The organism is Carboxylicivirga litoralis, assembly GCF_025499605.1.
Lineage (GTDB): Bacteria > Bacteroidota > Bacteroidia > Bacteroidales > Marinilabiliaceae > Carboxylicivirga > Carboxylicivirga litoralis.
Map to the genome: position 1 here is coordinate 1 of NZ_JAFMVC010000031.1, position 15,844 is coordinate 15,844.

Genomic DNA, 15,844 nt, shown 5'->3' on the forward strand with positions numbered 1-15,844 from the left:
TAAAGATTTGTTATCCATCAATTATTCCTTTGATTGATAATTCGGCCCTTTTTTTCCAGGTATACTTTTCCTTTAAATCATCAAATGCTTGTTCTGATAACCGAACTCTTAAAGTTTCATCGGCGCACTTTTTTAAAGCCTCATTCCACTCTGTTGTTTTATCTGGCGATACCAAAATAGCGTTATTTTCATTTAATACTTCGCGTAATACAGGCATATCAGAGCAAATGATACACTTCTTTGAAGACATATATTCAAAGATTTTAAGCGGAGACATGTATTTAGAAGATTCATGTCCTTTGTTTTCAACCCAAACTTCTCTCTGATAAGGAGCCAGTAAAACATCACAAAATGAACGATAAATACCAACTTCAGAAGGTTCAACAAAACCATAGAAATTCAGATTTGACAAGTCATTTAGCTGAGTTCTCCAGTATTCAACATCTTGCTGACGTCCGCCAACAATATGAAAATCTGCATCCGGATTGTTTTTTGCCATTTCAATAATTACCTCAACCCCTCTTCCCTGGTATAGATGACCAAAATAACCTACCTGCAATACTCCCTTTCGGCCATTCCACTTCACATTATGCCCAAGCGGATCGACTGGTATATCAGCAGCATCGTGAAGCACCAAACTATCAATGCTTTTCTTAAAGTGAATAGCAAACATCTGTTCCAAAACCTTTGAAATGGCCACAAAGCGTTGAAGGTTATTAGCCCTAAATATTCGCTTATAGAAATAACCCATAACACCATTAGAATCAGCAAATGGTTTATGTGCCTCAATTATAAAGGGCATATTAGTAAATGACAAGTAAACTGCTGGTGTTTCACATCGCGTATAAACTAAGTCGGCATTAAAACGTTTAGCAAATTTAATCGCTTCAATGGCAAACAGGTGCATTTTACCTTTTACACTTCTTAGTGGGATTTTCTTGATGCGAAAAGCATTCTTTACTCCATAATATGAGTACACATCATTGATGCCCTCCTCTTCATTTTGAGGAGAATCAAAAGTTAGTAATGTAACATCATGCCCCAGTAATCCAAAAGCCTGACACATTTTCATAACATGAATGCTATTGGCCGTTTTACTTGGCACATATGAATTTGCAATGTATAGTATCTTCATTGTGATACTCTGTTTGTAAATAGATTATTTGATATCTATCAATTTATTCAAAAACATGAATATTGTAAGTAATGAACTTATAAATACAAAATCCTTTTTTATTATCGCTTCCAAATGATCATTCAAATAATGTTGATTAAAACGCTCTTCTATTAAATGATTCTTTGAATTTATTACCTCTCTTATAAAATCAATATTTGGGCTTTGACACATCCATTCCGCCACGTTTTTATGACTCCCTTTAAACCATAACGATTTTCCTGTCTTTTTATACAATTTCATATCTGTCCGCCACAGCGCGTCTTTCATAATAGCAAAGACACCTTTGCCCCTGCCTTCAAGCCCCCAAGGAGTGCGTTCAAACCGAACTTTTCGAAGGCTCTTCATCACTTCTGCCGCTGCTTCCTTATACAAAATTCGATTATCACGCATTTCAAATGGCAGAGCCAGAGAAAGATCAGCTATATCATTATTAACTAGAGGACTTCTACCTTCAACCTGACCATAAAAATTGGTCCAAGGCTCATTTTTATTTAAACGTCGCTGACGACAATAGAAATCAAAGGCATCACATATATCACCCAAGTCATTCATATCTAACAAATCAAGGGTTTCAATAAATGAATCCTTCAGTTGTCCATTATTCTTCCTATATACCTTACTAACTAAACTTTCTTCAGCTGGTTTATACAATGAATAGCAATATTCTTGCTTATCTTTAATCGAACCATTTTTAAACCTAGCGTGGTTTTCAGCCCCATCCATATAGGTAAAAGCATCTAAAAACGTTGATATAAAACCGTTTATATTAACATCAATATCAGACAAACCTTTATAAGCATCGTAATACCATGAGCTATACATAGGCAACATAGGTGCCTTACTCAAATGAATGTCTGCATAGTTAGCAATAAAACTATTTGTATGTATCTGAATATTTTGACTGTTTGATAATCCTAAGGTTTGGTTTATTTTTTGGGATATATGTGTAGCATCCGAATTACTATAACCTGTATAAGTATACGATAAAAACTCCTTATTATACTGACTGGCAAAGAACAAATTCCACCGAGAATCAAGTCCTCCTGAATTGGCTACTGCATATGAAGCATCAGGTTCATTGAAGCTTTCAACAACAGCCTTTTTAATTACCTCAACCGTTTGCTCTTTGGCTACTGAATAATTACTGATCGTTGGTTCTGGTTTATACTTCCAATACTGTTCAACTAAAGCGATTGAGTTAGTACTCAAATCAATTGTTATTATTGAAGCAGGAGAACATAGCTCAATTTCATTCAAATAGGTGTTACCCCAATGCATGTATCCAAATTGAAGCAACTGCCCGATTGCTAATTCATTTATTGATATTACAGAAAGTTCTTCAACAGCCTTCCAATAATCGTCTGTAATCAGCCAATTATCCCCCTCTTGCATCAAAAACAAATCCATCATACCATGGCGGTCATTAAATACATAAAGCAATTGCTTTTCTTTATCTAAAAACCACCCTTTAAAACTTCCATTTAATTCTTTTAAAGCTTCTTTACCTTTTTTGCTAAACTCATTAACTACAAACTCTTCGACATCAGAACGTTTTTTCCCAAATAGGAATCCATTAAAATAAATTTGCGACAATTGAAAAAGCTCACTTCGTTTAACAATCATAAACATGGTATTTAGTCTTTGGTTTTATCTGTGATTGGCAATATTCCATCACCTCATCGGTAAATTGATGAAATAAAGGTCCAAAAGCATGTTGAAAACCTTCCACCCCAATATCCGAGGTATTGGTTTCGATATGCATCACTTTACCCTGTGCATTAAGAGCTAAATCAAATCCTATTAGCCGACAGTAATAATGAGATACCGCTAACTCCTTTGCCAATTTATAGACATCATCAATATATGGTGGAGCTCCCATCTCTTCAAACGACTTAAGTCCTTTAATTTGTTTGACTTTCACACCCCATTTCCCCATTCCTTCTTTAACAAATCGTCCATTTTTAATACCGACAAAGAGACCTCCCCTGGAAACATTATCTACCCGACTATTTTTAGCTCCGATACGCAAATAACTATATAATATATGTATTTGATTATCAACAACAGAACGATATGTAAATACACGAAACGTATTAAGTGATGATGGGTTCAATGCTTTATAAAACGGATGTTGTTCCACACATTTTTGCACCAAAAAATCCTTCTTGAACTTTTGCTCCAATAATTTGAGTGACAAGATTTCATGGTTATCATTAACCAATTGCCCCTGGTCATTTCTGTCAAACATTTCAACCCCCTTACCGCCATGTACCTCAATTGTTTTTTTAATAACAACACCATCAATATCTTTTAGAATTTCATCCAGATCAATTGATTGCTTTCGAAGCTCTTTTTTATCATTAGAATAATAGATACCATTTATATTTCGAACATAGATAGTTGGTATATTTTCAGGTTTGTTAATCCAATCTATTTGAGCTTTATCCTCATAAGAAAGCGCAAACTTACGGTTATTTAAAGTTGGCTCGATTATAGAAAAGTACAAATCTGAAGGAACAATATCTACATCAAAATACCCTAAAAATCCAGCTGCATTTCTCACATAAATATCCCTGATATCAACCCCAAATTTCCCCCACTTCTTTCTGTATTTCTTCAATTCTTCAGCAGTAGGTTTATACAATATCTGCCCATTTTGGGGTTCAAACTTTTTTGCTAACTCAACATTTTGTTCAACAAAATATTCATAATGCAATACACGATAGGCTTTGCGCGCAAAGGCTGACAAATACCCTAACATTTGATACTTTAAATTCATAAGCCTTCCCTTTCAATTTATATTGGTTATGTTTTTAATCGTTTATTGCAATAAGCCATAACTTCATCTGTATATGGCATGTCAAAATCCAATATTCTGACATGGTAAAGTACTTTAGCCGATTCAATGGCAATTTTATTTCATCTATCCCAACAACACTCTCAAACTCCTCGAAATCAATACAATTAAACTTACTCATAAAAGCTCCCTTGTTATTGGCGCCAGACAATCGCAGATAACTTTCAGGAGTAACCCCAATTATACGGCCGCCATTTTTACGGCCATCAACAATGCTGCCCATCGCAACTACCCTAAGCGCTACGTTCAGTACTTCTCTTTGATTATCTAATAGCGAGCAAAGTCATCACCCTCAAAGTATTTATCGATGAAGGATTAAACTGTATAAAAAATGGGTACTGCCGGACGTATGTTCACTTAAATTTGCTCAATAAATAACCCAATGTCAAGCCATCGCCGACTTTATTGTTGTAATGTCCATTTATTCGTTAGAAGACTTGACTATTACCTAACCCTATGCGATTCAACCGACTGATTAACTTCAACTTCTGGCAACTGTTCAAGTAGGTTTGTAGCCTTCCCTGAAAATGTATCCGACTATTCTAACCAACATTATATCTCTTGCTTTATTTATGATTTATAGATATGGTACTTTGTTTTACTTTGTAGCTGCTTTTGGCAATACTCTATCACTTCATCTGTAAACTTGTGAAACAGCGGCCCAAGCATATATTGCTGGCCTTCCATCCCAATATCTGAGGTATTTGTTTCAATTAATCGCACTTGGCCTTTTTCATCAACAGCTATATCCAATCCTAAAAGTCGACAATTATAATGGTATGATGCAACTTGCTTTGCAAATGCCCACACTTCATCAATTTTATATGCCTTACCCAATTCAGCAAAGGTTGCCTGATTTCCAACTTGCTTTTTAAATTCACTTTTTTTTGTCATGCCTTGTTCTGAAAAGGTTCCATCTTGGTTTAAACAAACAAAAACACCGCCACTGGAAATATTGTCGATTTGCATATTGGGTGCGCCAATACGTAAATAACTATAAAGGATGTAAATGAGATCATCCTTCACAGAACGATAGGTCACAATGCGAAACGTGTTTAATGATGTCGGATTAAAAGCCTTATAATAATCATGTTGAACTAATCGCTCTTGTACTAGAAAATCCTTAATATATTTTGATTCCAGGTAGTCAAGTGATAACTCCTCTTGGTGACGGTTTATCAACACCCCATTATTTCTATCTAATATTTCAACCCCTTTACCACCATGTTCTTCTATTGACTTTTTTACTATTATACTATCGATTCCTTCTAATAACTTATTTAAATCAATTTTATTCCTATCTATTACAGAGCCATTACTCATATAATAAACGCCGTGTATATTTCTTAAATAAATTTTAGGCACATGTTCCTCTCCATTTATCCAATCAATTCGGCATTTATCTTCGTATGCCAATGCATACTTCCGGTTATTCAATAAAGGCTCTATTATTCCAAAATAAACATCCGATGGTACAATTTTTTTATCAAAACTACCTGTGAACAATACTGAATTTCGAACATGACATAAATTACAGAACCGGTCCAGTTGCCCCCAGTATTTTCTATACTCTGAAACATCGCTTCCAGATAACTTGTAGAATGTACTGACTTCTTTTGGTGTATAACTATTAGCTAACTGGGCATTATCCACCTTCATATATTTATATTGGACTATCCTATCTACTTTTTTTATAATAGCCGTTATAAATTTCCAAAACCAATGTCTCAATGTCATACGAGTGCTCACTAATTATTTGACAAAAAAACTAGTTCCCTGAGATAATCTCACGTATTCGCTCTATTTCTAACCGCCGTTTCTTGGATGATTTTTCCATTATTAATCTCAACTGATTAGCAATAAAAAACAGTTTACGAACTTTAGGCTTACGTCCAAATGCTGAGCCATACAATTGTTGGTACCGTTTAACCTCTTTTACAGCTTTATCGTTGCGCTTATTGGGACCAAACACTTCAATCGATTTAGATAAGTAATGTTCGCGATATCCCCCAAGAAAATACGGAATATGCACAAAATCACACTCTTCAAGAAATCGATTCCATAAATCAACATCCATCGTATAATGCAATTCGTTGTTAAGTCCTCCAACTTTAAAATACAACTCTTTGGTGAAGAATGTAGTTTCCTGAGGAATCTTTAGAAAGTATTTAGATTCCCATTTTTTGAAAGATGGCCCCTCATTAATTCCGATGACTCTATCATCCTTATCAAGTATGGTTCGATCGCCATAAAAAACATGTTCTCCTTTATGCGAATTATAATAATGAGCTATCAAATGTAACGTTCCTGAGTATAGCACATCGTCAGAATTTAACCAATTAAGAATAACGCCAGTTGCCCTGTCAAATCCCTTATTAATAGCATGACTCTGACCATCATCAGGTTCACTGACCCAATAACTTAGATGCTCTTCATACTTCTTTATTATATCCACACTTCCATCCGTGGAGCCTCCATCAATTATGATATATTCCAGGTTCGGATAGTTTTGGTTAATAACCGATAAAATGGTTCTCTCAAGAAATTCCTCCTGATTATATGATGGGGTAACAATTGTTATTTTGGGGTAGTTTAGTTCTTTCACAGCTTATTGATTTAGGTTATAAGGTATTTCTGTTTAATTTAAGCATTTTCTCTAACAATTGAAATCTGTACTTTCATCAGGCTAGCCTTTTTATGCAGCGACACAACTATCCCAATTATTGTCCCCAAATGCCCTTATCTTTTTTCCGAATGATTTTAAAATACTGAATTGGGTATATAAAGACACCAATTATTAAACAAGCTACAGTCGCCATAATCACACCAACAACACCAAAATGTTTAGCAAGCATAACTGATAGCGGAATATTTACAACGCTAATTATTATCGATAATAACAACTGAAGCTTAACTTTTCCTACACCATTAATGAAGTAAATAAAAACATTACTCCAAGCTCTAATTAAAACAAATACGGCCATGAATAAGGATAACTGCCATGATATTTCTACTTTATCGCCTAACCAAACTTTATAAACCCATGGCGAAGCAAAAAACATAACGACAAGGCCTAACGCAACTAATGACAGAAGCTTGAGAAGTCGCATAATGGATTGGCGAACCCAATTAATCTCTCCTTTTGTATAGGCATCTGTAAAGGCGGACCAAAAGGGTACGAGGATAATAGAAAAACCCATATCTACAATTCCGAAGAACTTCCGAGCTGCTTCATAACCAACAACTTCCTCTGGGCCCAACACCCGAGTTATAATTATATTGTCAGTCGAAAATAGAATTAATACAGAAGTTTGGATAATAAAAAATTTCACTCCCAGGTTAGCAAGGCCTTTTAATAGTTTTCGATCAACATATTTTAATGATGGTCGAATAGACTTATAGGAGTTATTGTAATAATACAACGAAAAACCAACTAACAGAACTACCGGTAATGAACCATGAATAGTGACAACATAGACCAAAGATGATTCGGCGTAATTAATCAACAAGATTATCGCGATAAAGAATAAAACACTAGAAAGGAAATCTATTAAATCACTAAAGGCAGGCTTCTGATCAGCCTCAAAAACGGTGCGTAGCAATCGCAAAACAAACTTAACACAAAAAAAAGTAACAAATGAAAATAACGAGACCTTTAAAATGGAAGGAGAGACATCCTGCACATTGAATACACTATTCCAATCAATCCAAAAGATAATAGGAACCAAGACAATGTAAATGCCCAGCGAAATTAAAGAAATAACAAAATAAGTACTACTAACATACTTCTTTGAATCTTCTATATTGTTTTGGGCGAGGCTTTCTGCCAGCTTATTTCTTAGGCCATTGCCAAGTCCAATATTAAAAAAACTTAACCACCCGGTAAATGAACCAATAGTTAGCCAAACTCCATACCAGGCATTGCCCAAGTATGATAAAGTAAGGGGGAATCGTATATAGCCAATAAGCAAACCGATCCCTTTAAGCATAAAAGATACAGCAACATTTTTTTTCAGAAGAACAAAACGAGAATCTCCCTTATTCAGAAGATTGGAGATTGTCTTCTTCAACTTGCTTATTATTCTCATCAATCCATTTATTATAATAGTACCTGTCAAATAGGAAAGCAATCGTCAATCCATAACAAAAAATTTCATAATACACCTGCGTAACATTAGCCCACAAGTAGATGAGTATTCCAGCTAAACTTCCCCAAAAATGGGTTCTAACAGCTGTTCTATAAAAACGCCTTGCAATCATTAACCAAAACGAAAAAGCAATTATACTTCCTACGATACCGTATGAATATAGGTGAGCTAAATAACCAACATGAATTTGAGAACTTCGTCCAGCAATGGCTGCAATAACTTCATCCGTCAAATGAACGCCTGATCCAAACCATGGATTTCTGTAGAAAAACTTATTAAAAATCTCAATAGCCAATAGGCGTGTTGAAGCAGAATCAGATAAAACTCGTTCTCTAACATATGCCTCAAGGTCGAAATCTGAAAGATAAAGGCCTCCCACAAATACAACACCAACCAATGCAATAGCGCCTGTAATGATCAATACGGACTGAACTTTACTTTTCCGTATTTCTATTAACGGCAAAAGAGCTACAAAATAGGCTAATTGGGCATATCGATAATTATTCCCAAATGGTACAATGAAGGCAAACATTACTAGAAGAAGCAAATAGTATTTCTTTCGCCTAATTGCGTGTGAAGTAACAATGGCGACAATAGGCAAAAATGAAATTGTTTCCTGCAGATTATCTAAATAACCAAAAATAGACACCCGCCGAATTTCAAAACTATTTGTCAAAGCCCCCATCATGCGTGTGTACTCAACAACCTCACTCGGTGTAAGAAAAAATGGATCACCAATAAGTTGTATAACTGATACACCGCAAGCAACCGCAACCACTCCAATCAAAATCAGACGAACATGTCGAATCAGCGTATCTGGTATTTTATAATTATCTATAACATAAATAAAGGCAACAATATTAAAATAGGGGTTTACAAAAAAATCATGTACAAATCCTTTACGCTCCAAAGTTCTTTGATTAAGAATAATATCCCAACCCAGGTTATAGAGATAAACTCCTAAAGCAAAAATAAGTAAGACATCAATGGTAGAATACTTTACTCCTTTTCTTATCATCAAAATAAAAGCCAAAATGGTAACAGTTGCACCATAAAGCTTATTAAATCCCATGTCAACAGTATGGTAGCTAACAAAGGCTACCAGAGGAGCAAAAGCCAACGCTATAAAATACAGGTATAAATAGCTGGTTATCTTATACATTCTTTTTTTGGTTTTGCTTTAAATAATACGATGAATAATTGTAATATCTATTTCTGGATGCCTTAACACCATTAAGCAAAACCGTAACCTTTTTTCCTAGAGAATTTTCTAACTCATTTAACACCTCCGTAAACTCCTTCTTCAAAGTATAATTGACTCGTAAGACAACCATAACTAAATCCGCCACTTGCCCTAGAGATAAACTCTCAGCTGTTACTGAGGTAGGAGCTGTATCTGCAATTATATAATCGTATTTCTTTCTTAACTCCTGAAGCATTTCCCGACATTCTTCTGATTCAACCAGTTCGGATGGATTTGGAGGTAAAGGTCCTGTAGAAATATAATGAACATTGCTTCCCTCACGAGTCTCAATAACTTCATCCAAATCAACCTGCGAGGATAAATATTCTGAAATACCATGTTTTTTACTTCCAAAAAAGTTGTGGCTTAAATCACCTTTGCGTAAGTCAAAATCGAGAATAACCACCTTTTTACCTAAAGCACCTAGTGCATGGCCTAAATTATAGGAACAGAACGTTTTTCCTTCACCAGGCATTGTCGAAGTAAACAAAATAATTCGGCCTTTTTTCTCATGCTGCCAAGTCCAAAAACCAAGATTTGTTCGCAATTTCCGAAATGCCTCTGCAGCTATAGGTTGGCTATCGTTTTCTTCAAATAGTCTTTTGTGTCCATTCGAACTTAAATAAATCTGTCCTAAAACTGGTGATTCAAATCCAAGCCGATAGTCATCAATATCACTTACTTTTTCGAAATAGGCTTCATGTATTAGCATATAAACTGTTGAAACAAAAAGCCCTAGAAAAATCATTAATACGATATTTCGTGCTTCTTTTGGAGCTTTCATTTCTTCATATGCCGGATAATCAATTATTTCATAATCAGGCAGATTAGATGCCTTAGCAATTTGTGCTTCTGAACGCTTTTGAATCAAGAATGTATAAATTTCATCGTTTAGGCGGAAATTGCGCTCAAAACTTGTCAGGTTACGTTGTGTTTCTGGTAAACTGTTTAATTCAGAGTTTAACGTTCTTAACTTTTGTTCTAATTGTTGCAAAGCTAAACGAGAAGCATCTAATTCATACTGAAGGTTAACTAAAATGGTATTTTTTAGGTTTGAAATTTGAAAATTAAGCTCTCTCAGCTGTGGGCTTTTTGCTTGTCGATTCTCCATTAAATGATTAACTCGTCCAATTAGATTAATGTATTCATTTAACAGGTCATTTAACACCTGATTATTTAAATCGGATATTACGGTTACAGAATGCGCTGAAAAATCTTTATCATTCTGAAAGTTTTCATTCAGAAACTCCAAATTACTTATGTGCGCTTCCATTTGATCTTTCTCGGTATTAATCACCTGTAAATTATCGTAAATCTGCCCGGCTTTTAAACTCACATCCACAACTTGCCTGCGCGTTTTAAAATCCTGCAGCGACTGCTCAGCCAAGCTTAATGAGTCGTACACCTCGTCTAATTGCTCATCAATAAAATCAATTGTTGAAAAGGCTATGTGATTTTTTCGTTGTAAATCATGTTCAATTATCGTCTCCACATATCTGTCTAAGAAATCCTTACCCTGCTGATAATTGTTAGCTACCAAGCTAATATTGACTGCTGTAGCATCTATCTGGGTAGCTTCAATCAGTAGATTATCTTTATAATCATTTACCAATTGACGGTTACTTCTGGATAAAAAATAATATTTCTTACCTATAAGCTTTTCTACATCAACACCATCTTTTAGTAAAATTGTAAAATTAAAATTCTCATTTTCAACCGGATCACCAAAACGGTATGTATGGTGAAACTCCCAATCCAATACTTCCTGTTCATTTTTACCTGTCAAAAAGTTATGAAGAGGTGCTACCTCCACCTCACAACTTAGCGAATAAAGTTCTTTTGAAAGAATATCAATCTCTATTTCAACGCCTGTTAACTGCAAATAGTTTTTATCTAATATTACCTGAAAAGGAGAAGAGGTATATAGATTTTGGTCGTAAAGCAATTTACGCTGGTAATAAAACACGCTAAAGTTTAATTTTTCAACTACCTTTTCCAACAAAGGGCGTGCATTCAATGATATTAAACTATTCTGAAAAGTATTCCGACCACTAAACAACTCCGATCCAGGCATAAAACTAGATGGGTCGACACTTTGTCGGCCATTTTCATGCACCACAACCTTTGACATGATATTGACCAAAGGCTCGGAAAATTTATTGTAAAAGACGCCTATACAAACCGCAATTGCTACTGAAGCCAGATATAGTTTCCAGTATTTGGTAAGCTTGTTTACAATACTCTTCAGGTCATTTATTTGCTCGGTATCTGTGCTCATATAATTATTTTACATATTCCATTACCAAAATAAATGTTGTTATTGAAGATAATAACAAAGCATATGGAAAGGTATCAATTCCCCACCTTCTTCTTCTTAATGGTTCAACATATACCACATCATTCGATCTCAAATTATAATATGGCGAATCAAAGATTTTCTCTGTAGTTAAATCAACAACAGCTTTAGTTGTATTGTTTTCGTGTTCTCTAATAATAACAACCTGCTTTCTATTACCAAATTCCTGAATATCTCCGGCCATTCCTAAGGCTTGTAATATATTAATATGGTCACTTGAGTAATAGTATCGGCCAGGTCTAGACACATAACCAATTAAGGTAATACTCTTATTGACAAAGTTTATTTTAACCGATGGCTGATATAAGTAATCCTCAAGCTGTTTCTCCATATAATCACCTGCTTCTTCAATACTAAGGCCTGATATCTTTACTTTCCCTATTACAGGTAGGTTAACATTACCATATTCATCAACTCTATAGGAGATAATAGATAATCCCTCTGGTGTTGTTGTATTATAGAATCCACCCCGTTCGCGTTGTTGAAGAAAGTTTGAACCTTCACGATCGGTGCTTATTACTTCGATGTAAACCTCATCAAAAGGTTGAATAATCTGTCTGCTTTTATGTATATTATACTCTGTATCAATATACTTATCTTCTATGTCATCTTGAAAATACACCACCTCTTTTTGAGGAACACAAGCTATACTGCAAATGACAATAAAAAGGAAGGGAAAGATTCTTTGCATGTAATTGATTATTAATTTTTAGCCAGTATCTAATTTAAAAACATTTCTGAGCATTAACTTCTTTATTTTATTAACTCCCTATATTACTTCACCAACAGTTCAAATACTTACATGAGTTATAATAAAGTCCCAGAAAAATAACGGGGGCATTTAGCCCCCGTTAATCATTATTAGAAGTAACTTTAATGCTTAATGAGAACTTTTGCAACTTTATTTATACCTGTCTTAGTCGTATAGCTAATTATATATACACCATCAGGTAAATCTGATACCGGAATAAAATTAACACTACTATTCGCATTCAATGCTTTTACAAGTGTTCCTGTGGCATTAAATAAACGCACATTAGTAATGCCAATATTGCACTCTATTTCTGTATTGGCCGGAACGGGATAAAACATAACACTTTCCTCTTTTTGGTCATCAAAACCCGTAGCCAATGTAAATTGAACATCAAGTACTACATCTTCTGTTAATCCTTGTATCAGATAAGTATAGGTGCCATCATCATTGTCATCAATGTCTGAAACACGATCTTCTCCATCAAATGTTAGGCCTCCAACAACATTACCATTATCAGGAGTTATTGTCACTTCCAAACTTTCTCCATCAACAATCTGATATTCACCCTCATGACTCACAGCACCTCCTGGTCCTGCAACGATAGTCACAATATTATAATGAATAAACTGAACTTCAAGTGTTGAAGTTTCTGTAACATTACTGATTACATAATTATAACTACCATCATCGTTATTAACTATTCCGGATGTTACATCAACACCTTGCATCACCACACTACTTATTTTATAATTAGCATCTGGTATAATCACCACTGTAAGCTCCTCACCTGCTAAAAGTTCATTATCGCCAAGTGGACTGACAGTACCACCTGTACCGGCACTAATCGTTACCACCTCAAACTTTGTAAATGCAATTTCTATATTAATATCTTCGGTATGCCCTTGGACCAGATAACTATAAACACCCGTATCTTCGGTTACATCACCCATCACATCATTGCCATTAGCTTGTATTTGAGTGAACTTGTATCCAAGATCAGGCGTAATATATAGTGTTAAATCCTCACTTTCGAATAGTTCTGTTACACCAATATTAGACACAGTGCCCCCCACGTTTGCACTAACAGTAATATTATGGAATAACTCAAAGGTCACATCAATCGTTAGATTCTCAGTTATACCTGATATAAGGTAAGTATAAGTACCACCTTCATGTGTCACATCATTAATTGTTTCAACCGAAGCTTTTAAGAATGATTTTAGCTTATAGCTATTCTCTGGCGTTAAAACCAATTCAATAGTGTTACCTTCAAGTATCTCCACTGTTCCTGAATGAGAAGCACTTCCTCCTGCTGAAAGATTGATAGTAACCGTATGAATTAATGCGAAATCCACTTCAATAGTATGCGCTGAAGAAACAGCAGTTATACTAAAGGTATAAGTACCATCACCATTATCAGTAACATTATCAATTTGCTCCTCACCATCGAGCAATACACTTCGCAAGTCATATCCATTTGAAGGATCTAATTCAATACTAAAATCAAGTCCCTCATAAACAGAAGTTGTACCTTCCGGAGAAACATCACCCCCAACATCACCAGTTACATCAATATCATAGGCTGTTAATGAAACAAACTCAACTGCAATATCCATGTTACTCTGAACATTGTTTTCAATAAATGTGAATACTCCTGTGTTTTCCACTAAGTCAGCCAATCTATCGTCACCATTTACTGTAAAAGTATAGATCTGATGATTTGCATCTGGCGTAAAGTCAACACTTACATTGCTTCCGGGATCAACATCTATTGGTCCAGTTTCAGACACTGACCCATTCCCTATTGATGAAATAGTGGTTCTGAAATAAGGTAATTCATATGCTCCAATATCGATTCTTTCTTGAATTACACGATCATTATCTGCAAGATCATAATCACCTAAATTAAGACCAGTAATATCAGCTGTTCCTAAATCTGTTAAAGCACTACCTATTGCGTGCTGCCAATTAGCCTCTAAGTTTTGAGTTCTTTCTGTAGATGTTTCTCCTCGTCCTTTTACAGTTGAAGGCGAAATAAAATTAGGCCCATCCACTTCTGAATTGGTAAGGTTAAGACTTACCAATTCTGTACCTACAGTTAAATCTGTTAAGTTACCGATTGCGCAATTAGTATAAGTACCTCCTCCCGTCAGATGGACTTCATCAGTCGGACTTCCAATACAATAATTACCCCATATAACAACGTTTGTAAAACTAGCCCCTGTCTCAGAGTAAACGCCTCCAGCTACACTTTCAGATTGATTGTTAACTATAGTGCAATTAATCCAGATCCCGGCAGCATCAGCAAAAACCCCTCCACCATCAACACTTGCTGTATTATTTGCTATGAGGCAATTTTTATATATACCCCCACTGGTATTGCCATTATCATTATCAAAATAAGTATAAATTGCACCGCCTTTTGTACTGCAACTATTGTTTATCATAGTGCACCCAACTATTTCACCTGATGAGCTTCCAATTGCACCACCTACGTCCAAACTTCGGTTATTGTTAAATAAACAATTTTCTACTCTGGATCCATCCAAGTGTAAATAAATACCACCACCAACTGCATCATCTCCATTGTACTCCCTGGCTGTATTATACCAAAATAGACAATTATTAAATTCGCCACCTCTATAAGCATATGCACCTGCTCCTCTATTAGCCGTATTATCAACAATCGTTAGGTTATTATAGGTACCGCCATTTCGTGTTTGAATACCTCCTCCTCTGGAATTACGCCCAGTACCATTCGCATAACCATCAACAATAATTACATCAGATAAAACAGCTGTATTGTCGGTATAATCCTGACCATATACAACATGATATGCGTTATCACTCTCATCACCTTCTACTCCAATATCACCACTCAGCCTGGTCGCATTATCTTCGCCATAATCATAATTGGATCTATCATCAGGGTTATCTTCGCCATTAAAACCTCCAATAATAGAAACTCCGTTACGCATTAAAAAACTTACACTACGCAAAGGATCATCCGTTGCATTATAATCAGGATGCTCAACATCGGTTGTATAGTATGATTCTGTTGGCTTATAATCTCCAGAACCGACCCATACTTCACCTCCACCAGCATCATCTACAGCATTAATAGCAGCTTGCAGATCCGAAGTTGCGGAAGCCCATGAATCATGCGCATTTAGACTAGAAAAGGCAACTCCACCTGTAGCTGCAGTTTTCACATAAATACGCTCTTGAGCATTTATTAGCCCAACAATTAAAACACAAATGAGTATAAGGTAGCCCTTCTTGTTTAGGTAAAGTTTTCTCATAGCAAAT

11 protein-coding genes are annotated in these 15,844 nt (G+C 35.4%); all 11 read right to left on the reverse strand.

The annotated features are described in order from the left end of the window. Positions 1 to 10: 10 nt before the first annotated feature. Complete coding sequence (locus J1N10_RS18375; protein ID WP_262328197.1) at positions 11 to 1,135, reverse strand: glycosyltransferase; 1,125 nt, start codon at positions 1,133 to 1,135, stop codon at positions 11 to 13. A gap of 24 nt (positions 1,136 to 1,159) precedes the next feature. Continuing rightward, on the reverse strand, positions 1,160 to 2,800 hold the full coding sequence (locus J1N10_RS18380) for an asparagine synthetase B family protein (RefSeq protein WP_262328198.1): 1,641 nt from the start codon (positions 2,798 to 2,800) through the stop codon (positions 1,160 to 1,162). Then, positions 2,790 to 3,956: a sugar-transfer associated ATP-grasp domain-containing protein gene (locus J1N10_RS18385; RefSeq protein WP_262328199.1), complete on the reverse strand. Its 1,167-nt coding sequence runs from the start codon at positions 3,954 to 3,956 to the stop codon at positions 2,790 to 2,792. The genes J1N10_RS18380 and J1N10_RS18385 overlap by 11 nt, the downstream gene beginning before the upstream one ends. 34 nt (positions 3,957 to 3,990) lie before the next feature. Next, positions 3,991 to 4,257 carry a hypothetical protein gene (locus J1N10_RS18390; RefSeq protein ID WP_262328200.1) on the reverse strand — a complete coding sequence of 89 codons (267 nt, stop codon included), beginning with the start codon at positions 4,255 to 4,257 and terminating at the stop codon, positions 3,991 to 3,993. 347 nt (positions 4,258 to 4,604) lie between these two features. Further along, complete coding sequence (locus J1N10_RS18395; RefSeq protein WP_262328201.1) at positions 4,605 to 5,693, reverse strand: sugar-transfer associated ATP-grasp domain-containing protein; 1,089 nt, start codon at positions 5,691 to 5,693, stop codon at positions 4,605 to 4,607. 109 nt (positions 5,694 to 5,802) lie between these two features. Continuing rightward, complete coding sequence (locus tag J1N10_RS18400) at positions 5,803 to 6,639, reverse strand: glycosyltransferase family 2 protein (protein ID WP_262328202.1); 837 nt, start codon at positions 6,637 to 6,639, stop codon at positions 5,803 to 5,805. A gap of 115 nt (positions 6,640 to 6,754) precedes the next feature. Continuing rightward, positions 6,755 to 8,104 (reverse strand): lipopolysaccharide biosynthesis protein, encoded by a 1,350-nt coding sequence (locus tag J1N10_RS18405; protein WP_262328203.1) that lies wholly within the window; start codon positions 8,102 to 8,104, stop codon positions 6,755 to 6,757. Then, positions 8,073 to 9,344 carry an O-antigen ligase family protein gene (locus J1N10_RS18410; RefSeq protein WP_262328204.1) on the reverse strand — a complete coding sequence of 424 codons (1,272 nt, stop codon included), beginning with the start codon at positions 9,342 to 9,344 and terminating at the stop codon, positions 8,073 to 8,075. Before J1N10_RS18410 ends, J1N10_RS18405 begins: the two co-directional genes overlap by 32 nt. Then, positions 9,337 to 11,703: a GumC family protein gene (locus tag J1N10_RS18415; protein WP_262328205.1), complete on the reverse strand. Its 2,367-nt coding sequence runs from the start codon at positions 11,701 to 11,703 to the stop codon at positions 9,337 to 9,339. Before J1N10_RS18415 ends, J1N10_RS18410 begins: the two co-directional genes overlap by 8 nt. 4 nt (positions 11,704 to 11,707) lie before the next feature. Beyond that, positions 11,708 to 12,472, reverse strand: coding sequence for a polysaccharide biosynthesis/export family protein (locus J1N10_RS18420; protein ID WP_262328206.1), 765 nt, complete (start codon positions 12,470 to 12,472; stop codon positions 11,708 to 11,710). 182 nt (positions 12,473 to 12,654) lie between these two features. Continuing rightward, positions 12,655 to 15,837, reverse strand: a complete 3,183-nt coding sequence (locus J1N10_RS18425) for a T9SS type A sorting domain-containing protein (protein ID WP_262328207.1) — start codon at positions 15,835 to 15,837, stop codon at positions 12,655 to 12,657. Positions 15,838 to 15,844: the final 7 nt, after the last annotated feature.

What these genes read in the sequence shown, in the direction of transcription:
- J1N10_RS18375 (WP_262328197.1), bottom strand. Translation starts at nt 1,135, where the DNA reads ATGAAGATACTATACATTGCAAATTCATATGTGCCAAGTAAAACGGCC.
- J1N10_RS18380 (WP_262328198.1), bottom strand. Translation starts at nt 2,800, where the DNA reads ATGATTGTTAAACGAAGTGAGCTTTTTCAATTGTCGCAAATTTATTTT.
- J1N10_RS18385 (WP_262328199.1), bottom strand. Translation starts at nt 3,956, where the DNA reads ATGAATTTAAAGTATCAAATGTTAGGGTATTTGTCAGCCTTTGCGCGC.
- J1N10_RS18390 (WP_262328200.1), bottom strand. Translation starts at nt 4,257, where the DNA reads ATGGGCAGCATTGTTGATGGCCGTAAAAATGGCGGCCGTATAATTGGG.
- J1N10_RS18395 (WP_262328201.1), bottom strand. Translation starts at nt 5,693, where the DNA reads ATGAAGGTGGATAATGCCCAGTTAGCTAATAGTTATACACCAAAAGAA.
- J1N10_RS18410 (WP_262328204.1), bottom strand. Translation starts at nt 9,344, where the DNA reads ATGTATAAGATAACCAGCTATTTATACCTGTATTTTATAGCGTTGGCT.
- J1N10_RS18415 (WP_262328205.1), bottom strand. Translation starts at nt 11,703, where the DNA reads ATGAGCACAGATACCGAGCAAATAAATGACCTGAAGAGTATTGTAAAC.
- J1N10_RS18420 (WP_262328206.1), bottom strand. Translation starts at nt 12,472, where the DNA reads ATGCAAAGAATCTTTCCCTTCCTTTTTATTGTCATTTGCAGTATAGCT.
- J1N10_RS18425 (WP_262328207.1), bottom strand. Translation starts at nt 15,837, where the DNA reads ATGAGAAAACTTTACCTAAACAAGAAGGGCTACCTTATACTCATTTGT.